Genomic DNA, 18,511 nt, shown 5'->3' with positions numbered 1-18,511 from the left:
GTCCGGCCGCTCCCTTGATTCCGTACGCCGTGGGTTACTTCACCGGCGCGGGCTCCGGCTCGATCGCCGCATCCTCCGATGCCGCCGGGTCGGCCGGCGTCTTCACCGAGTCGAGGAGCAGCTGCGCCACGTCCACGACCTGGAGAGACTCCTTCGCCGCACCCTCGTTCTTCTTGCCGTTGACGGAGTCGGTCAGCATCACGAGGCAGAAGGGGCAGGCGGTCGACACGATGTCCGGGTTGAGGGACAGCGCCTCGTCCACCCGCTCGGTGTTGATGCGCTTGCCGATCCGCTCCTCCATCCACATCCGCGCACCACCGGCGCCGCAGCAGAAGCCGCGCTCCTTGTGGCGGTGCATCTCCTGCTGGCGCAGGCCCGGGACGGCGGACATGATCTCGCGCGGGGGCGTGTAGACCTTGTTGTGGCGGCCCAGGTAGCACGGGTCGTGGTACGTGATGAGGCCCTCGACCGGGGTCACCGGGATCAGCTTGCCCTCGTCGAGGAGGTGCTGGAGCAGCTGCGTGTGGTGGATGACCTCGTACTCGCCGCCGAGCTGCGGGTACTCGTTCGCGATGGTGTTGAAGCAGTGCGGGCAGGTGGCGACGATCTTCTTCGACGCCTTGGGCTTCTTCGTCTCGGGCTCTTCGCCCTCTTCGCCCGGGGCGGGCTCGCCGTACGCCATGTTCAGCATCGCGACGTTCTCCTGGCCGAGCTGCTGGAACAGCGGCTCGTTGCCGAGGCGGCGGGCCGAGTCACCGGTGCACTTCTCGTCGCCGCCCATGATCGCGAACTTGACGCCCGCGATGTGCAGCAGTTCGGCGAAGGCCTTGGTGGTCTTCTTCGCCCGGTCCTCCAGGGCGCCCGCGCAGCCGACCCAGTAGAGGTACTCGACCTCGGTCAGGTCCTCGATGTCCTTGCCGACGATCGGAACCTCGAAGTCGACTTCCTTGGTCCACTCGACGCGCTGCTTCTTGGCCAGCCCCCAGGGGTTGCCCTTCTTCTCCAGGTTCTTGAGCATCGTCCCGGCCTCGGAGGGGAAGGCGCTCTCGATCATGACCTGGTAGCGGCGCATGTCGACGATGTGGTCGATGTGCTCGATGTCGACGGGGCACTGCTCGACGCACGCGCCGCAGGTGGTGCAGGACCACAGCACGTCGGGGTCGATGACGCCGTTCTCTTCGAGCGTGCCGATCAGCGGGCGCTCGGCCTCGGCGAGGGCCGCGGCGGGCACGTTCGCCAGCTGCTCGGCCGTCGCCTTCTCGTTGCCGTCAGCGTCCTTGCCGCCACCGGCCAGCAGGTACGGCGCCTTGGCGTGCGCGTGGTCGCGCAGCGACATGATCAGGAGCTTCGGGGAGAGCGGCTTGCCGGTGTTCCAGGCGGGGCACTGCGACTGGCAGCGGCCGCACTCGGTGCAGGTGGAGAAGTCGAGGATGCCCTTCCAGCTGAACTGCTCGACCTGGCTGACGCCGAACGTGTCGTCGTCGCCCGGATCCTCGAAGTCGATCTCCTTGCCGCCGCTGGTCATCGGCTGGAGCGCGCCGAGGGCGACATCGCCGTCCGCCTCGCGCTTGAACCAGATGTTGGGGAAGGCGAGGAAGCGGTGCCAGGCGACGCCCATGTCCGTCTTCAGCGCGACCGTGATCATCCAGATGAACGACGTCGCGATCTTGATCATCGCGACGAGGTAGGTGATGTTCTGGATGGTGCTGAGGTCGAGTCCCCGGAAGGCCGCGATCAGCGGGTACGAGGCGAAGAAGCCGATTTCCCAGCTGTCGACGCCGTGCTGGACACCCTCCAGCGCGCGCAGCGTCATGATGCAGAGGCCGACGATGAGGATGACCGACTCGACGAAGTACGCCTGGCCGGTGTTGGAGCCCGCGAAGCGCGATTTGCGGCCGGCCCTGCCGGGCCTGCTCAGCTGCCGGATGACGATCAGGGTCAGGATGCCGACCGTCGTCATCAGCCCGAGGAACTCGGTGAAGACCTCGTACGGCAGCCAGTCGCCGATGACCGGGATCAGCCAGTCGGCCTGGAAGAGCTGGCCGATGGCGTTGACGATCGTCAGCAGCAGCGCGAAGAAGCCCACCGCGACGAACCAGTGCGCCACACCGACGACGCCCCAGCGGTTCATGCGCGTGTGGCCGAGGAACTCCTTGGCCACGGTGACGGTGCGCTGGGCGGGGTCGTCGCTGCGGGAACCGGCGGGTACCGGCTGCCCGAGCCGTACAAAGCGGTAGATCTGGACGATCGCACGGCTGAACAGCGCGACGCCGACCGCGATGAGGACCAGCGACACGATGATCGCGGCGAGTTGCATTGGGGGCTCCTCGGGCCTGCGAGGGTGGAATTCGATGGGACTACTAAGCGGTAACTTAACGAGTCCGTGCTGAGCGTACCCACTTCTGCGACCGCACTGAAGTTGGGCAAGCGGTGATCTGTGTCGCGTAAGGGTTCCCTCAGCGTCCCCTTGGCGTTCCCTCGGCGCCGGGGGCCTCGGGGAAATGCGCGCCCTCAGGTATGCCTCGGGGATGCCCTCAGGGACGGATGGCCAGCGCCGCCGGGATCGTGCGGGCCAGGATGGAAAGGTCCAGTCCCAGCCAGTATTGCTCGACGTAATGCAGATCGAGGACGTCCATCTCCTCCCACGGCAGGTCGGAGCGGCCGCCCACCTGCCACAGGCCCGTGACGCCGGGGCGCACCAGCAGCCGTGCGCCGGTCGCCCCCGGATGGCCGGGCGGCAGCGCGCACGGACCGACCAGGGACATCTCACCGCTCAGTACGTGCAGCAGCCGCGGCAGTACGTCCAGCCGCGTCCGGCGCAACAGCCGGCCGACGCGGGTGCGCGGGTCGGCGCGCAGGGTCAGCATCCGGAACGGGCGGCCCGCCAGGCCCGCGCGGGTCTTCGTCACGAGAACCGGGCCCGCGGACGTTACGGCGGCGGCCGCGGCGGTGAGGAGCAGGACGGGGGCGGCGATCAGCAACAGGGCCGGGGTGGCCGTCAGGTCGAAGATCCGCTTGGCGCGCATGGAACGTACCTTTTCACGGGATTCATGCCGATTCGGCACTCCGGGGGACTCCGGCGTGCCGCGTGGCTGCCGGTAAAGGCCGCATAAGAGTTGAGCCCCCTCGACTCAGCTCTGTTGACGCGACGGGATCCGTCATGCATCCTTGAGCCTGTTCCACTCAAGTCAGCTGGAGGAATTGAAATGGCACGTGCGGTCGGCATCGACCTGGGCACCACGAACTCCGTCGTCTGCGTTCTGGAGGGCGGCGAGCCCACCGTCATCACCAACGCCGAAGGCGCCAGGACCACGCCGTCCGTCGTCGCTTTCGCGAAGAACGGTGAGGTGCTGGTAGGCGAGGTTGCGAAGCGCCAGGCGGTCACCAACGTCGACAGGACGATCCGGTCGGTCAAGCGCCACATGGGCACCGACTGGAACATCGAGCTCGACGGCAAGAAGTTCAACCCGCAGCAGATGAGCGCCTTCATCCTGCAGAAGCTCAAGCGCGACGCGGAGTCCTACCTGGGCGAGAAGGTGGCCGACGCGGTCATCACCGTCCCCGCGTACTTCAACGACTCCGAGCGTCAGGCGACGAAGGAGGCCGGCGAGATCGCGGGCCTCAACGTCCTGCGCATCGTCAACGAGCCGACGGCCGCCGCCCTGGCGTACGGCCTCGACAAGGACGACCAGACGATCCTCGTCTTCGACCTCGGTGGCGGCACCTTCGACGTGTCGCTGCTGGAGATCGGTGACGGCGTCGTCGAGGTGAAGGCCACCAACGGTGACAACCACCTCGGTGGTGACGACTGGGACCAGCGCGTCGTCGACTACCTCGTGAAGCAGTTCCACTCCGGCCACGGCGTGGACCTCTCCAAGGACAAGATGGCGCTCCAGCGTCTGCGCGAGGCGGCCGAGAAGGCCAAGATCGAGCTGTCCTCCTCCACCGAGACCTCGATCAACCTGCCGTACATCACGGCGTCGGCTGAGGGCCCGCTGCACCTGGACGAGAAGCTCACGCGCTCGCAGTTCCAGCAGCTCACCGCCGACCTGTTGGAGCGTTGCAAGACGCCGTTCCACAACGTCATCAAGGACGCGGGCATCCAGCTCTCCGAGATCGACCACGTCGTTCTCGTCGGTGGCTCGACCCGTATGCCGGCCGTCGCCGAGCTCGTCAAGGAGCTCACGGGCGGTCAGGACGCCAACAAGGGTGTGAACCCGGACGAGGTCGTCGCCATCGGCGCCTCGCTCCAGGCCGGTGTCCTCAAGGGTGAGGTCAAGGACGTCCTGCTCCTCGACGTCACGCCCCTGTCTCTCGGTATCGAGACCAAGGGCGGCATCATGACGAAGCTCATCGAGCGCAACACCACGATCCCGACGAAGCGCTCCGAGATCTTCACGACGGCCGAGGACAACCAGCCGTCCGTGCAGATCCAGGTCTACCAGGGCGAGCGCGAGATCGCGGCGTACAACAAGAAGCTCGGGATGTTCGAGCTGACCGGTCTGCCGCCGGCGCCGCGCGGTGTCCCGCAGATCGAGGTCGCCTTCGACATCGACGCGAACGGCATCATGCACGTCGCCGCCAAGGACCTCGGCACCGGCAAGGAGCAGAAGATGACCGTCACCGGTGGCTCCTCGCTGCCGAAGGACGAGGTCAACCGGATGCGCGAAGAGGCCGAGCAGTACGCGGACGAGGACAGCAAGCGCCGCGAGGCCGCCGAGACCCGCAACCAGGCCGAGCAGCTCGTCTACCAGACGGAGAAGTTCCTCAAGGACAACGAGGAAAAGGTTCCGGGCGACGTCAAGACCGAGGTCGAGACCGCGATCACCGAGCTGAAGGAAAAGCTCAAGGGTGAGGACACGGCGGAGATCCGCACGGCGACGGAGAAGGTCGCGGCCGTCTCCCAGAAGCTGGGCCAGGCCATGTACGCCAACGCCGAGGGCGCGCAGGCCGCGGGCGGCGACGCTCCCGGCGCGGATGAGCAGGCCAAGGCTGATGACGATGTCGTCGACGCCGAGATCGTCGACGACGAGAAGGACCGGAAGGGCGGCGCCGCATGACGGAGGAGACTCCGGGCTTCGACGACAAGAAGAAGCCCGACGTCCCCTCCGGCGCCACCCCCGAGGATGCCGAGCCGCAGGCCGAGGCGTCCGAGATGGCAGGGTCCGACTCCGTAGAGGAGTCGGGCCCGGCGGCCCCCGCCGGGGACGTAACCGACGTAACCGAAGTAGCTCTGACGGCGCAGCTGGATCAGGTGCGGATGGCGCTCGGTGAGCGCACCACGGACCTCCAGCGGCTCCAGGCGGAGTACCAGAACTACCGTCGCCGCGTGGAGCGGGACCGGGTCACGGTCAAGGAGGTCGCTGTCGCGAACCTCCTGAGCGAGCTCCTCCCGACCCTCGACGACATCGGCCGCGCCCGTGAACACGGCGAGCTGGTGGGCGGGTTCAAGTCCGTCTCCGAATCGCTGGAGACGGTCGCGGCGAAGATGGGCCTCCAGCAGTTCGGCAAGGAGGGTGAGCCCTTCGACCCGACGATCCACGAGGCCCTGATGCACTCGTACGCACCGGATGTCGACGAGACCACGTGCGTCGCGATCCTGCAGCCCGGGTACCGGATCGGCGAGCGGACCATCCGCCCCGCGCGGGTCGCGGTCGCCGAGCCGCAGCCCGGCGCCGCGAAGGCGGACGACGGGGGTGCGCCGGCAGCGGACGAGGACGACGGTGGCCCGGACGAGGGCTGACGTCAGCGGGAAGCGTTGTAGCGGGAAGGAGGGACGTCGGGGATGAGCACGAAGGACTTCGTCGAGAAGGACTACTACAAGGTTCTCGGCGTCCCGAAGGACGCGACCGAGGCCGAGATCAAGAAGGCGTACCGGAAACTCGCCCGCGAGTTCCACCCGGACGCCAACAAGGGCGACGCGAAAGCGGAGGACCGCTTCAAGCAGGTCTCCGAGGCGAACGACATCCTCGGTGACCCCAAGCGGCGCAAGGAGTACGACGAAGCGCGTGCTCTGTTCGGCAACGGCGCCCTCTTCGATCGGCAGGGCCGTCCGGGCGCGGGCGCCGGTGGCGGTTCCTTCAACTTCGACCTGGGCGACCTCTTCGGAGGCGCCCAGGGCGGGGGCGCCCAGACCGGCGGAGCCGGCGGCTTCGGCGGCGGCCTCGGAGACGTCTTCGGCGGCCTGTTCAACCGGGGCGGCCCGGGTACGGGCACGCGCACCGGCACACAGCCGCGCCGCGGCCAGGACATCGAGTCCGAGGTGACGCTCAGCTTCACCGAGGCGGTCGACGGGGCCACGGTTCCGCTCCGGATGTCCAGCCAGGCGCCCTGCAAGGCGTGCTCCGGCACCGGCGACAAGAACGGCACGCCCCGCGTGTGCCCGACCTGCGTCGGTACGGGGCAGGTCTCGCGCGGCGGCGGTGGCGGCTTCTCGCTCACCGACCCGTGCGTGGACTGCCGGGGCCGCGGGCTCATCGCCCAGGACCCGTGCGACATCTGCAAGGGCAGCGGCCGCGCCAAGTCGTCGCGCACCATGCACGTCCGGATCCCGTCGGGCGTCTGCGACGGCCAGCGGATCCGGCTGCGCGGCAAGGGAAGCCCCGGCGAACGGGGCGGCCCGGCCGGCGACCTGTACGTCGTGGTCCACGTCGGCTCCCACCCTGTCTTCGGCCGCAAGGGCGACAACCTCACCGTCACCGTGCCCGTCACCTTCACGGAGGCGGCGCTCGGCGGCGAGGTGAAGGTCCCGACGCTGGGCGGCCCGCCGGTCACCCTGAAGCTGCCGGCCGGCACCCCGGGCGGCCGCACACTGCGCGCCCGCGGCAAGGGCGCGGTCCGCAAGGACGGCACCCGCGGGGACCTGCTGGTCACCGTGGAGGTCGAGGTGCCGAAGGACCTTGGCGACAAGGCCCGGGAGGCACTGGAGTCCTACCGCGAGGCGACTGCGGGGGAGGACCCGCGGCGGAGCTGTTCCAGGCCGCGAAGGGAGCATGAGATGGACCCGCGCATGCGACGTAATCCATACCAGCTGACCGACGAGACCCCCGTGTATGTCATCTCGGTCGCGGCTCAGCTCTCCGGCCTGCACCCGCAGACCCTGCGGCAGTACGACCGCCTCGGCCTGGTCTCCCCCGACCGCACGGCCGGGCGCGGCCGCCGCTACTCGGCCCGCGACATCGAGCTGCTCCGCCAGGTGCAGCAGTTGTCGCAGGACGAGGGCATCAACCTGGCCGGCATCAAGCGCATCATCGAGCTGGAGAACCAGGTGGCGGCGCTCCAGCAGCGCGTCGCGGAACTCGCGGTGGCGGTGGAGGGCGCGGCAGTGGCGCTCCAGCAACGCGAGGCGCAGGTCCACGCGTCGTACCGCCGCGACCTCGTCCGCTACGAGGACGTACAGCAGGCGAGCGCCCTGGTCGTCTGGCGCCCCAAGCCCAAGCGGTCGCCTGAGTAGTTCCGCCTCGTCCGCCTTAAGGGCCCGGCATCCCAAGTCGGCTTGGGGCGCCGGGCCCCCTTATGGCGCACAGCTTCGGACGGGCGGCGACGGGCCGCCGCTCAGTGTTCTTGGCTCAGAATTCCCGACTGTGCTATCAGGTAGCCGAGTTGGGCGCGGCTGCCGCTGCCGAGAACGGCGTTGAGTTTGGCGATGTGTGTCCGGCACGTGCGTACGTTCATGCCGAGCCGGCGGGCGATGGAGTCGTCGACGTGGCCCTCGACGAGGAGTTGGGCTATGGATCGCTGGACGCCGCTGATGCCTTTCGGAGGCGGGTCGTACTGAATCTCCTCAAGGAGCGGGGCGGCGCGGCTCCAGAGTTGTTCGAAAACCTTGGCCAGGTATTCGACCAGGCCGGGGTGGCGCAGTTCCAGGGCGACTTGGCGGTCGTCGCGAGCGGGGATGAAGGCGACGGTCCGGTCGAAGATGATCAGACGCTCGATGAGTTCCTCGAGCGTACGGATCTCCACCTTGCCCTCGGCCAACCGCTCCGCGTAGGCGAACGTTCCCTGGCTGTGCCGGACGGTGTGCTGGTAGAGAGTGCGCATGCGGACGCCGCGGTCGACCACCGACAGGCCGCGTTCCAAGCCCTCGCTGAGGCGATCCTCGCTGCGGCCGCCTCCCGGCTGGACCGTGAGGACTTCTGTGCGGCACTCGGCGGTGGCGAGGTCGAGTGCGGCGTTGATCCGGTTGACCCCCTCCAGGACCGTGATGGCGTGGGTGGTCGGCGGGTCCTGCGCGCTGATGTCCATGAACAGTTCGAAGGACTCGGCCAATTCGACCGAGTGGCGCCGGCGTTCCTGGATCTCCCGTTCGATCGGGTGTAGACGCTGAGCCAGCGCGGCGGACGGCGGGACGGGACGAAGCCACTCGGCGTCATCGGGGTCCGGATGCAGGAGCGCGAAATCCATCAGGCAGGGGGCAGGTCCCACTTCCGCGCGAGATATTCGGCCGGAGCGCAAGGCGCTGGCGTAAAGGCGCTTGCCCTCGCTGCATAGTTCGGTGATCCTATGAGGATGTGTCTGTTTTGTGCTCTTTGTTGTCATATCTCCACCCCCCAGGTTCCTGAACGTGCAGGAACATGATGCATCGACCTGGTGGTGTTCGCGTGCTCAGGTGAGACATCGTCTTAGAGGCGGGGGAGATGAATCCACAAGTGAGGACGAAGCCGATTATGTATAAGCGAATGCTTCGCTCGGTGCTTGCCACCGCTTTCGTCGCTGCCTTGGCCTATGGGGCGTCCGCACCCGGTGACATCAGTTGGGGGACCGAGGCGGCGTCCGCACCCGGTGACATCAGCTGGAGCACCGAGGCGGCGCCCGGTGACATCAGCTGGGACGCCGTACAGGCGTCAGCGCCGGGTGACATCAGCTGGGACGCCGTACAGGCGTCTGCGCCCGGCGACATCAGTTGGGGCGCCGCACCGGCGTCTGCGCCCGGCGACATCAGTTGGGACGCAGCACCGACCCACGCGGGCGCATGACATGACCGTCCCACCGGACGACCGCACCTTCAGACGTGAAATGGCCACCGCCTACCGCTCGGGCTGGCACTTCATAGACCTGGTCACGGCCATTCCCCACCGTGGCGACTCGCTGATGGTCACCCTGTTCGGCGAGCCGATCCTGGTCGCGCGTGAAGAGGATGAGGACGTCCGTGCCTACCGGTGCCTGCGCAAACCGCGTGGTGCTCCGCAACCCGTTCGCTGTGCCGTGCGCTACGGCATGGTCTTCGTGAATCTCGATAAGCGTGACCACCAGCTGATCGAACCAGTGACCAGCACCGCCACCCCCCGCAGCGCCTGACGCGATTCCCCCGTCGTTACCAATCGCCCAGGCGCTCCCCCACACAGCGGCGCCATCGTGGACCTGAACACGATGGCGCCGCTGTGCTGTGCGCACATTCAGAGGCTCGGGGCGCGGCCCATCGCCCGGGTCAGGGTGACCTCGATCAGTACGCGGTCCGGGTTCGGCGCCGGCGTCCGCTCGTACCGCTCGGCGTAGCGCCGTACCGCGTCGGCGATCAGTTCCGGTTCGGACCGGACCACCGCGCGGCCCTCCAGCGTCGCCCACGCGCCGCCCTTCACCTGGCAGACGGCGACTCGGGCCCCGGCCTCGCCGGCGGCCCGCACGTTGGCGGCCTTCGTGCTGTTCCGGTTCGTGATGATGCGGGCGAGCCCCGCCTCCGGGTCGTACGTCACGCCCACCGGCACCACGTGCGGCGAACCGTCCGCGCGGTGGGTTGTGAGCGTGCAGAGGTGGTACTCGCGCCAGAAGGCGAGGTATTCCGGGCTCGGATTGCGTACGTCGATGGCCATGGCGGCAGCGTAGTCAGCCGCCATGGCCGGCCCCCCCAAAGGGTCGCATTGAGTGGGAGCGGCTCAACTTTGCGTATGCTGGACGAGTCATGGCGTTGTAGTAGCCGAAGGAGAGAGCGCACGTGGAAGCAGAGCTGACCAACAGGAGCCGGGAAGCGCTCCAGGCCGCAGGCAACCGCGCCCTGCAGGACGGGCACGCGGACCTCACCCCCGCCCACCTCCTGCTGGCCCTGCTCGCGGGCGAGGACAACGCCAACATCACCGATCTGCTGGCCGCCGTGGACGCCGACCAGGCGGCCGTACGTGCGGGGGCCGAGCGGGTACTCGCCGCGCTGCCCAGCGTGACCGGGTCCACCGTCGCGCCCCCGGGGCCCAACCGGGAGCTGCTCGCCGTCATCGCCGACGCCTCGCAGCGCGCGAAGGAGCTGGGCGACGACTACCTCTCCACCGAGCACCTCCTCATCGCCATCGCGGCCAAGGGCGGCAGGTCCGGCGACGTACTCTCCGACGAGGGCGCGAGCGCCAAGAAGCTGCTGGACACGTTCGAGAAGATCAGGGGAGGGCGCCGGGTGACCACCGCCGATCCGGAGGGTCAGTACAAGGCCCTGGAGAAGTTCGGCACCGACTTCACGGCCGCCGCACGCGAGGGCAAGCTCGACCCGGTCATCGGCCGGGACCAGGAGATCCGGCGCGTCGTGCAGGTCCTGTCGCGGCGTACGAAGAACAATCCCGTACTCATCGGCGAGCCCGGCGTCGGCAAGACCGCCGTCGTCGAGGGGCTGGCCCAGCGCATCGTCAAGGGCGATGTGCCCGAGTCGCTGAAGAACAAGAAGCTCGTCGCGCTGGACCTCGCCGCGATGGTCGCCGGCGCCAAGTACCGGGGCGAGTTCGAGGAGCGGCTGAAGACCGTCCTCTCCGAGATCAAGGAGAGCGACGGCCAGATCATCACCTTCATCGACGAGCTGCACACCGTCGTGGGCGCCGGCGCGGGCGGCGACTCCGCCATGGACGCCGGCAACATGCTCAAGCCCATGCTGGCGCGCGGCGAACTGCGCATGGTCGGTGCGACGACCCTCGACGAGTACCGGGAGCGGATCGAGAAGGACCCCGCCCTGGAGCGCCGCTTCCAGCAGGTGCTCGTCGCCGAGCCGTCCGTCGAGGACACCATCGCGATCCTGCGCGGCCTCAAGGGGCGCTACGAGGCCCACCACAAGGTGCAGATCGCGGACTCCGCGCTGGTGGCGGCCGCGACCCTCTCCGACCGGTACATCACCTCCCGGTTCCTGCCCGACAAGGCCATCGACCTGGTCGACGAGGCCGCGTCCCGGCTCCGCATGGAGATCGACTCCTCGCCGGTCGAGATCGACGAACTCCAGCGTTCCGTCGACCGGCTGCGGATGGAGGAACTGGCGCTCAACACCGAGTCCGACGCGGCGAGCCTGCAGCGCCTGGAGAAGCTGCGCCGCGACCTCGCCGACAAGGAGGAGGAGCTGCGCGGCCTCAATGCCCGCTGGGAGAAGGAGAAGCAGGGCCTCAACCGGGTCGGTGAGCTGAAGGAGAAGCTCGACGAACTGCGCGGCACCGCCGAGCGCGCCCAGCGCGACGGCGACTTCGACACCGCCTCCAAGCTGCTCTACGGCGAGATCCCCGGCGTCGAGCGCGAGCTGGAGGAGGCCGCCGCCGCCGAGGCGGAGGTGCGTACCGACACCATGGTCAAGGAAGAGGTCGGCTCCGACGACATCGCGGACGTGGTCGGCTCCTGGACCGGCATCCCCGCCGGGCGTCTGCTGGAGGGCGAGACGCAGAAGCTGCTGCGGATGGAGGACGAGCTCGGCAGGCGGCTGATCGGCCAGAACGAGGCCGTCCGCGCCGTGTCGGACGCGGTTCGCCGCACCCGCGCCGGGATCGCCGACCCGGACCGGCCGACCGGTTCGTTCCTCTTCCTCGGGCCGACCGGCGTCGGCAAGACGGAGCTGGCGAAGGCGCTCGCGGACTTCCTCTTCGACGACGAGCGGGCGATGGTCCGCATCGACATGAGCGAGTACGGCGAGAAGCACAGCGTCGCCCGGCTCGTCGGCGCACCCCCCGGTTACGTCGGGTACGAGGAGGGCGGCCAGCTCACCGAGGCGGTGCGGCGGCGCCCGTACAGCGTCGTACTCCTCGACGAGGTCGAGAAGGCGCACCCCGAGGTCTTCGACGTCCTGCTCCAGGTGCTCGACGACGGCCGGCTGACCGACGGGCAGGGCCGGACGGTGGACTTCCGCAACACCATCCTGGTGCTCACGTCCAACCTCGGCAGTCAGTACCTGGTCGCGCAGACCACCAGCGAGGAAGAGAAGAAACAGCAGGTCATGGACGTCGTACGGGCGTCCTTCAAGCCGGAGTTCCTGAACCGGCTCGACGACCTCGTCGTCTTCTCCGCCCTGTCCAGGAACGAGCTGGCGCACATCGCCGAGCTGCAGATCGGCCGCCTCGCCAAGCGGCTGGCCGACCGGCGCCTGAACCTGGACGTCACCCCGGCCGCCCTGGCCTGGCTGGCCGACGAGGGCAACGACCCGGCCTACGGCGCGCGGCCGCTGCGCCGCCTCATCCAGACGGCGATCGGGGACCGCCTCGCGAAGGAGATCCTGGCGGGCGAGGTCACCGACGGCGACACCGTCCGGGTGGACCGCTTCGAGGACGGCCTGATCGTGGGCCGGGCGGACGGACCGGCGAGCGGGGAGGCGGGACCGGCGAGCGGGCAGGTGGGACCGGCGAGCGGACCGGCGTTGGGCAAGACCATCTGATACGTCGCCGCCACGCACCCGGGACGGACGGATTCAGCCGGGGGGCGAAGGACCGACGGCCCTTTTCGCGACTAGGGTCGATGTCAGGCAGCCAAGCGAAACCTCCAGGAGTATTCACATGTCTATTGACCCGTCTTCGATCCCCAACTTCGGAGGCCAGCCGGAACCGCAGGGCGCCGGGCAGGCCGGCCCCGTCGTACCCGACCAGGACCTGGTCAAGCAGCTGCTGGACCAGATGGAGCTGAAGTACGTCCTGGACGACGAGGGCGACCTCGCCGCGCCTTGGGAGGAATTCCGTACGTACTTCATGTTCCGCGGCGAGGACGACCAGCAGGTCTTCTCGGTGCGGACGTTCTACGACCGGCCGCACCCCATCGAGGAGAAGATCCAGCTCCTTGAGCTGATCGACGACTGGAACCGCCGCACCCTGTGGCCCAAGGTCTACAGCCACACCCACGACGACGGCGCGGTCCGTCTCATCGGTGAGGCGCAGATGCTGATCGGCACGGGTGTCAGCCTTGAGCACTTCGTCTCGTCGACGGTCGGCTGGGTCCGGGCCTCGATCGAGTTCGACAAGTGGCTCGTCGAGCAGCTCGGTCTGGAGAAGGACGTCGACTCCGCCGAGGGCGAGGGCGACGGCAAGGACGGCAGCACCGGCGAGGCCTGAGCGGCGCGCGCGAGCGAAAGCCCGGCGGGGCGGCGGTCACCACGACCGCGCCCCTACCGGGCTTTCGTGCGTCAGGACACCCGCTACGCGGAAGACAGGGCCTTGAGGCGGGCCACGGCCTCCTGGAGCACGTCGGTCCGCTTGCAGAAGGCGAAGCGGACGAAGGGGGCGCCCTGGTCGCGGTGGTCGTAGAAGACCGCGTTCGGGACGGCCACGACCCCGCAGCGCGCGGGCAGGGCCCGGCAGAAGGCGACGCCGTCGCCGTTCGCGGACAGGCCGGGGCCGAGCGGGCGGATGTCGGTGGTGACGAAGTACGTCCCGGCCGGGCGGTGCACCGCGAAGCCGGCGTCGGCCAGCCCCGTGCACAGCAGGTCACGCTTGGCGCGCAGGTCGTCGCGGAGCGCCGCGAAGTACGTGTCGGGGAGGCGCAGGGCCTCGGCGACGGCGTACTGGAACGGCCCGGCTGACACGTACGTCAGATACTGCTTCGCTGACTTGACGGCCGTCACCAGGGCGGGCGACGCGGTGATCCAGCCGACCTTCCAGCCGGTGAACGAAAAGGTCTTGCCCGCCGAGCTGATCGTGACGGTGCGCTCGCGCATGCCCGGGAAGGACGCCAGCGGGATGTGCTCGCCCTCGAACACCATGTGCTCGTACACCTCGTCGGTGACGACCAGCAGGTCGCGCTCCACCGCGAGCGCGGCCACCGCCGCCAGCTCCTCGCGGGTCAGGACGGTCCCGGTGGGGTTGTGCGGGGTGTTGAGGAGGATGAGGCGGGTGCGGGGGGTGACCGCGGCGCGCAGTTCGTCCAGGTCGAGCCGGAAGACGCCGCCGGGTGCGCTGCCCTGGGGGCGCAGGGTGACGGGGACGCGGGTGGCGCCGGCCATGGCGATGCAGGCGGCGTACGAGTCGTAGTACGGCTCCAGGGCGATCACCTCGTCGCCGGGCTCCAGCAGGGCCAGCATGGACGCGGCGACGGCCTCGGTGGCGCCAGCGGTGACCAGGACCTCGGTGTCGGGGTCGTGGGCGAGGCCGTAGCGGCGCTGCTGGTGGGCGGCGATCGCGGTACGGAGCTCGGGGACGCCGGGGCCGGGCGGGTACTGGTTGCCGCGGCCGTCGCGCAGCGCGCGCACCGCCGCCTCCCTGACCTCGTCGGGGCCGTCGGTGTCGGGGAAGCCCTGGCCGAGGTTGATGGAGTCGGTGCTCAGGGCCAGAGCCGACATCTCCGCGAAGATCGTCGTGCCGAACTCCGCGAGGCGGCGGTTGAGGAAGGGGCGGGGGCCGCCCCGGCGCTGCGCTTGGTCTGTTGGGTCTGTTGGGTCTGTCGGGTCTGCCGGCGTTGTCATGGCGGCCATCCTGGGCCGAACCTCTGGACTTGCTCAAGTCTGCTTTGGCCGCGGAGCGACAAGGGCATCCCCCTCTCACGCGAGAAGCGAACACCTCGCTTCGGGGGACAGAAGGACGGTGAGAGCCGTGGAAATCATGCTGCTGATACTTGGTGTGGTGGCGGTGGTCGTGGGGCTGACGGTGGTCGCGGGCAGGCGCGGCGGCCGCCGGCCGCGCAAGAGCGGGGGCGGCTGGTGGGAGGGCGGCTCCCACAGCGGCAGTTCGAACTGCGGCGGCGGTTGGTCCTGCGGTGGGGGCGGCGGTGGCGGTGGCGGCGGGTGCGGCGGCGGGGGTGGCGGAGGCGACTGACGCGAGGGGTGTGGGCGGAGGCGACTGACACGGGGCAGTTGCCTCCGGCACGCACCACACGCGCATCGCTGTGCACGCCGTACCCAGGCATCCGGCGGAGTGAGGGACAGCCCCTAATTCCCGCCGGGTGCCTTCTTGTTGAACACTTGAACTGTATGGCCCCCCAGGGGATGGAAACCCCTTCAAGTTGGGTAAAACGCTGTGTGCTCAGCGCACTTCGTGATTCCCTCGCTGTGGAGAACATCAGCCCTCGGACCTCATGCGGACCCGAGCAGGCGGTCCCGAACTCCCCGCACAACTCCCGCCGGGTGACGCCGGTTCACCCTTCCGAACGCCTGTTTGCGGAGCCCACTCATGCTCACGACTCTCCAGACCGCCTACACCGACACGCGCGCAGCCGATCTCGCCTGGGCGCTGGGCCGGGAGCCGCTGCCCGCCCTCGCCGCACTCGACCTGCGACTGGGCGGCGCCGTACTCCAGTTGAGACTCCTCGGCGCCTCCCACCAGGTGCTTCTGGAGGAGGAGGGCGGCTCCTGCTCCGAGACGGTCGCCTGCATGCCGGGCAGCAGCACGCCGCTGCCGCTGGGCGTGGCCAAGCGGCTCGGCGCGTGGGAGTACGAATTCGCGGCCCGCGTCGAGACGCTCACCGAAGGTCAGTTCGCGGGTCGTGCACAGGAGTTGCTCGCCCTCGTCGCCGACCACCCCAACGGCCTCGCAGGTACCTTCCCCGGCAGTCCGCACGCCTTCACCGCGATGCTGGCCCAGCGGCACGAGGGTCAGGTGCGGTGGCGCACGTGGCACGCCTACCCGCAGGAGGGACAGCTCGTGGCGACGCGATCGCGGGTCGGCGTACGTATGCCTGCCGCGCTCTAGTTGCACTCGTGTGGGTGACAAAAAGTAAGCCAATGGTGACGTAGCGTTCCCATGGTGATCGATTCGCATGCACCGCCGTCCGTGCCGCGCACCCCGGCGCCCTTGCCCGTGCGGCCGCGCACCGGACGGCTGCTGGTGCTCGGCGTGGTCTTCGTGTGCGCGGCGTGCGGACTCGTGTACGAGCTGGAACTGGTCGCCCTCGCCTCGTACCTGAGCGGCGACTCGGTCACCCAGGCGTCCGTCGTGCTGTCGGTGATGGTCTTCGCTATGGGCCTCGGCTCGCTGCTCGCCAAGCGGCTGCGCCACCGGGCGGCCGTCGGCTTCGGGCTCGTGGAGGCGGCGCTGGCGCTGGTCGGAGGCACGTCGGCGGCGTTGCTGTACGCGGCCTTCGCCTGGGTGGGCGGGGCTCCGTACGCACTGGTCGGCTTCTCCCTCGCGATCGGGGTGCTCATCGGCGCCGAGATCCCGCTCCTGATGACGCTGATCCAGCGGACGGCCCGGCGCGGCGAGCGCCACGACACCAGCGGCGACGTCGCGGACCTCTTCGCGGCGGACTACGTCGGCGCCCTCGTCGGCGGGCTCGCGTTCCCCTTCCTTCTGCTGCCGCTGCTCGGCCAGTTGACCGGCGCCCTGGTGACCGGCGCGGTCAACACCGTGGCCGGCGGGGCACTGGTGCTGTGGCTGCTGCGGCGCGACCTGACCCGGCGCGAGCGCCGGCTGCTGATCGGTGTCAACGCGCTGGTGCTGGCGCTGCTCGCCACAGCGACCGTGCTGGCCGACGACTTCGAGCGGGCGGCGCGGCGGGCGGTGTACGGGGAGAGTGTGCGGGTCGCCGTGCAGACCGACGTCCAGGAGGTCGTTCTCACCGGCAGCCCCGGCGGGCCGCCCGACCTGTTCCTGGACGGCCGGCTGCGGGTCGGCGGCCGCGACGAGTACCGCTACCACGAGGCCCTGGTCCACCCGGCGATGCCGGGCCCCCGGAGGCGGGTGCTCATCCTGGGCGGCGGGGACGGGCTCGCGGCGCGGGAGGTGCTGCGCTACCCCGGCGTGGAGTCGGTGACGGTGGTCGAACTGGACCCCGCCGTGGTGCGGCTGGCCCGTACGGACCCTGCTCTTGCGGCGCTCAACCGGGGCGCGCACCAGGATCCGCGGGTGCGGGTGGAGTACGCCGACGCGTTCGAGTGGCTGCGGCGGGAGGGGCCGGCGCGGCGGCCGTTCGACGTGGTCGTCTCGGATCTGCCCGACCCCGGCATCACGGCGAGCACGAAGCTGTACTCGCAGGAGTTCTACGGGCTGGCCTCGCGGGTCCTGGCGCCCGGCGGGCGCATCGCCGTCCACGCCGGACCGATGGCGTGCCGGCCGCGGGCGTACTGGACCGTCGAGTCCACGCTGCGGGCGGCCGGGCTGCGGACGCGTCCCTACCGTGCGGGCGGCCGCCTCTCCCCGTTCACCGCGGGCCCCGACCGGGCGTCGGGAGCGGCGGGGGCGCCCCGCGACTGGGGCTTCGTGCTCGCCGCCCGCGGCGCGCGGCCGGCGCTGGGCCTCGCTCACGACGTACCGCCGCTGCGGTCGCTGTCGGATGCGGCGCTGCGGGCTGGGGCGCGGGCGGCGGAGGCGGCGCGGGTGCGGGGGGTGGCGGCTTCGACGCTGGTGCATCCGCGGTACGCCACCGGCTGACCCCGGCTCGGCTGCTGCCTCACTCATCTGCCGGTCATCTGCCCGACGCAGCGCGCGGGCGTTTTCCACCCGGAGTCGTACACACGGCGGGTGCGCGTGAGTAGTCTCGGTCCCATGGAGCATGAGGTGTTCGTTCCGGTTCCGGCAGAGACCCTCCGACAGGTGCTGGGGGACCCCGCCCGGGTCGCGCGCTGCGTCCCCGGGCTGCAGCAGGACGCCGAGGCGTCGGGCCCGCTCGCGGGCCGGCTGAAGGTCCGCGTCGGCGGCCACACCATCACCTACCGGGGATCCCTGCGGGTCACCACGCAGCCGGACGGCAGTTTCGCCGTCGAGGGCGAGGGGGCGGAGGTGCGCGGCACGGGCTCTGCGAAGCTGGCGCTGACGGCGCGGCTGACGCAGGCCGGCGGCGGCACGACGGTGACGTACACGGGTACGGCGAGCGGCGAGGGCCGCGTCGCGGAACTCGACGCGGACGCGCAGCTGTCCGCGGCCCACCGCCTGCTGAACCGGTTCACCGCCGCCCTGGCGGCGCCGAAGGCGTCGGACGCCGCCCAGGCGTCCGACGAAGCCGGCGCACCCCTCCCCGAGGGCGAGGCGCAGGCTTCGGTGTTCGACACCGAGGTGCCGCCGCCGTCCCTCGATCCGACGGCCGACCTGAACGGCGCACCGGCCGTGCCCGCGCCGGGGGAGCCCCCGGCCGAGGCCGCTCACGCGCGGCGCACGATGATCGGCCGCAGCGCGGAGGAGGTCGACCATGCGCCGCCGCGCGGGCGTTACGCGCCGGTGGCGGCCCCACAGGCCACGTCGGCCACCGACACCCTGCGCTGGGTCGCCCCCGCGGCGGCGCTGGCACTGGCCTCGGCGGTCGTCGTGGGCCGCGCGCTGCGCCGGCGGCGCTGAGAAGCTGTTGTCCAGGACGGCAACCCAGCCCTTCGCCGTCTGAGGGAGCGCGGTCTGGGGCGGATCCCCAGGTTGCGGGGCGCGGCCCCGGTTGTGGGGTGCGG

Annotated in this window: 15 protein-coding genes and 2 pseudogenes; 12 read left to right on the top strand and 5 right to left on the bottom strand. The window is 70.0% G+C overall.

The window, feature by feature from the left end:
- Positions 1 to 34 precede the first annotated feature (34 nt).
- Together ACU6WZ_RS12880 and ACU6WZ_RS12875 are read right to left on the bottom strand one after the other, a co-directional pair.
- Complete coding sequence (locus ACU6WZ_RS12880; protein WP_447033466.1) at positions 35 to 2,317, bottom strand: (Fe-S)-binding protein; 2,283 nt, start codon at positions 2,315 to 2,317, stop codon at positions 35 to 37.
- 217 nt (positions 2,318 to 2,534) lie between these two features.
- Positions 2,535 to 3,026, bottom strand: a complete 492-nt coding sequence (locus ACU6WZ_RS12875) for a sugar transferase (RefSeq protein WP_447033465.1) — start codon at positions 3,024 to 3,026, stop codon at positions 2,535 to 2,537.
- 180 nt (positions 3,027 to 3,206) lie between these two features.
- Here ACU6WZ_RS12875 and dnaK point away from each other — a divergent pair, with 180 nt between their 5' ends.
- From dnaK to ACU6WZ_RS12855, 4 genes and pseudogenes are all read left to right on the top strand, one after another.
- Positions 3,207 to 5,060 carry a molecular chaperone DnaK gene (dnaK, locus tag ACU6WZ_RS12870; RefSeq protein WP_447033464.1) on the top strand — a complete coding sequence of 618 codons (1,854 nt, stop codon included), beginning with the start codon at positions 3,207 to 3,209 and terminating at the stop codon, positions 5,058 to 5,060.
- Positions 5,057 to 5,743 (top strand): nucleotide exchange factor GrpE, encoded by a 687-nt coding sequence (grpE, locus tag ACU6WZ_RS12865; RefSeq protein ID WP_447033463.1) that lies wholly within the window; start codon positions 5,057 to 5,059, stop codon positions 5,741 to 5,743. Before dnaK ends, grpE begins: the two co-directional genes overlap by 4 nt.
- Before the next feature lie 42 nt (positions 5,744 to 5,785).
- Positions 5,786 to 6,996 (top strand): annotated as a pseudogene (gene dnaJ, locus ACU6WZ_RS12860) (molecular chaperone DnaJ).
- Position 6,997: 1 nt separating this feature from the next.
- Complete coding sequence (locus tag ACU6WZ_RS12855; protein WP_447033462.1) at positions 6,998 to 7,453, top strand: heat shock protein transcriptional repressor HspR; 456 nt, start codon at positions 6,998 to 7,000, stop codon at positions 7,451 to 7,453.
- A 101-nt stretch (positions 7,454 to 7,554) separates the two neighbouring features.
- Here ACU6WZ_RS12855 and ACU6WZ_RS12850 read toward each other — a convergent pair whose 3' ends face one another.
- On the bottom strand, positions 7,555 to 8,538 hold the full coding sequence (locus ACU6WZ_RS12850; protein WP_447033461.1) for a helix-turn-helix transcriptional regulator: 984 nt from the start codon (positions 8,536 to 8,538) through the stop codon (positions 7,555 to 7,557).
- 152 nt (positions 8,539 to 8,690) lie between these two features.
- Between ACU6WZ_RS12850 and ACU6WZ_RS12845 the strand changes: the two genes are divergently transcribed.
- Positions 8,691 to 8,975, top strand: a complete 285-nt coding sequence (locus tag ACU6WZ_RS12845; protein ID WP_447033460.1) for a 5'-nucleotidase — start codon at positions 8,691 to 8,693, stop codon at positions 8,973 to 8,975.
- Position 8,976: 1 nt separating this feature from the next.
- Positions 8,977 to 9,297: a (2Fe-2S)-binding protein gene (locus tag ACU6WZ_RS12840; protein ID WP_447033459.1), complete on the top strand. Its 321-nt coding sequence runs from the start codon at positions 8,977 to 8,979 to the stop codon at positions 9,295 to 9,297.
- A gap of 98 nt (positions 9,298 to 9,395) precedes the next feature.
- On the opposite strand, the gene ACU6WZ_RS12835 is transcribed toward ACU6WZ_RS12840, so the two are convergent.
- A complete protein-coding gene (locus ACU6WZ_RS12835) occupies positions 9,396 to 9,809 on the bottom strand; it encodes a pyridoxamine 5'-phosphate oxidase family protein (protein ID WP_447033458.1) in 414 nt (137 codons plus the stop codon).
- A 122-nt stretch (positions 9,810 to 9,931) separates the two neighbouring features.
- Between ACU6WZ_RS12835 and clpB the strand changes: the two are divergent.
- Positions 9,932 to 12,517: pseudogene (gene clpB, locus ACU6WZ_RS12830) on the top strand (ATP-dependent chaperone ClpB); the annotation flags it as partial.
- Between the two features lie 196 nt (positions 12,518 to 12,713).
- Complete coding sequence (locus tag ACU6WZ_RS12825; RefSeq protein WP_447033457.1) at positions 12,714 to 13,262, top strand: type III secretion system chaperone family protein; 549 nt, start codon at positions 12,714 to 12,716, stop codon at positions 13,260 to 13,262.
- A gap of 83 nt (positions 13,263 to 13,345) precedes the next feature.
- Here the strand turns inward: ACU6WZ_RS12825 and ACU6WZ_RS12820 are convergent, their stop codons facing one another.
- Positions 13,346 to 14,617, bottom strand: coding sequence for a pyridoxal phosphate-dependent aminotransferase (locus ACU6WZ_RS12820; RefSeq protein WP_447033456.1), 1,272 nt, complete (start codon positions 14,615 to 14,617; stop codon positions 13,346 to 13,348).
- Between the two features lie 118 nt (positions 14,618 to 14,735).
- Between ACU6WZ_RS12820 and ACU6WZ_RS12815 the strand changes: the two genes are divergently transcribed.
- The 4 genes from ACU6WZ_RS12815 (at position 14,736) to ACU6WZ_RS12800 (ending at position 18,407) form a co-directional block, all read left to right on the top strand.
- Positions 14,736 to 14,957, top strand: a complete 222-nt coding sequence (locus tag ACU6WZ_RS12815) for a hypothetical protein (protein ID WP_447033455.1) — start codon at positions 14,736 to 14,738, stop codon at positions 14,955 to 14,957.
- Positions 14,958 to 15,311: 354 nt separating this feature from the next.
- Positions 15,312 to 15,830: a DUF2617 family protein gene (locus ACU6WZ_RS12810; RefSeq protein WP_447033454.1), complete on the top strand. Its 519-nt coding sequence runs from the start codon at positions 15,312 to 15,314 to the stop codon at positions 15,828 to 15,830.
- Positions 15,831 to 15,881: 51 nt separating this feature from the next.
- Positions 15,882 to 17,507: a polyamine aminopropyltransferase gene (locus ACU6WZ_RS12805; protein ID WP_447033453.1), complete on the top strand. Its 1,626-nt coding sequence runs from the start codon at positions 15,882 to 15,884 to the stop codon at positions 17,505 to 17,507.
- A 114-nt stretch (positions 17,508 to 17,621) separates the two neighbouring features.
- Positions 17,622 to 18,407 (top strand): SRPBCC domain-containing protein, encoded by a 786-nt coding sequence (locus tag ACU6WZ_RS12800; RefSeq protein ID WP_447033452.1) that lies wholly within the window; start codon positions 17,622 to 17,624, stop codon positions 18,405 to 18,407.
- Positions 18,408 to 18,511 lie beyond the last annotated feature (104 nt).

Source organism: Streptomyces hypolithicus (genome assembly GCF_052934925.1).
This window is presented reverse-complemented; position numbering and strand designations above follow the sequence as displayed.

Bases quoted from the DNA above. Each gene is read 5' to 3' on its own strand.
- ACU6WZ_RS12880 (WP_447033466.1), bottom strand. From the start codon at position 2,317: ATGCAACTCGCCGCGATCATCGTGTCGCTGGTCCTCATCGCGGTCGGC.
- ACU6WZ_RS12875 (WP_447033465.1), bottom strand. From the start codon at position 3,026: ATGCGCGCCAAGCGGATCTTCGACCTGACGGCCACCCCGGCCCTGTTG.
- dnaK (WP_447033464.1), top strand. From the start codon at position 3,207: ATGGCACGTGCGGTCGGCATCGACCTGGGCACCACGAACTCCGTCGTC.
- grpE (WP_447033463.1), top strand. From the start codon at position 5,057: ATGACGGAGGAGACTCCGGGCTTCGACGACAAGAAGAAGCCCGACGTC.
- ACU6WZ_RS12855 (WP_447033462.1), top strand. From the start codon at position 6,998: ATGGACCCGCGCATGCGACGTAATCCATACCAGCTGACCGACGAGACC.
- ACU6WZ_RS12850 (WP_447033461.1), bottom strand. From the start codon at position 8,538: ATGACAACAAAGAGCACAAAACAGACACATCCTCATAGGATCACCGAA.
- ACU6WZ_RS12840 (WP_447033459.1), top strand. From the start codon at position 8,977: ATGACCGTCCCACCGGACGACCGCACCTTCAGACGTGAAATGGCCACC.
- ACU6WZ_RS12835 (WP_447033458.1), bottom strand. From the start codon at position 9,809: ATGGCCATCGACGTACGCAATCCGAGCCCGGAATACCTCGCCTTCTGG.
- ACU6WZ_RS12825 (WP_447033457.1), top strand. From the start codon at position 12,714: ATGTCTATTGACCCGTCTTCGATCCCCAACTTCGGAGGCCAGCCGGAA.
- ACU6WZ_RS12820 (WP_447033456.1), bottom strand. From the start codon at position 14,617: ATGGCCGCCATGACAACGCCGGCAGACCCGACAGACCCAACAGACCCA.
- ACU6WZ_RS12810 (WP_447033454.1), top strand. From the start codon at position 15,312: ATGCTCACGACTCTCCAGACCGCCTACACCGACACGCGCGCAGCCGAT.
- ACU6WZ_RS12805 (WP_447033453.1), top strand. From the start codon at position 15,882: ATGGTGATCGATTCGCATGCACCGCCGTCCGTGCCGCGCACCCCGGCG.
- ACU6WZ_RS12800 (WP_447033452.1), top strand. From the start codon at position 17,622: ATGGAGCATGAGGTGTTCGTTCCGGTTCCGGCAGAGACCCTCCGACAG.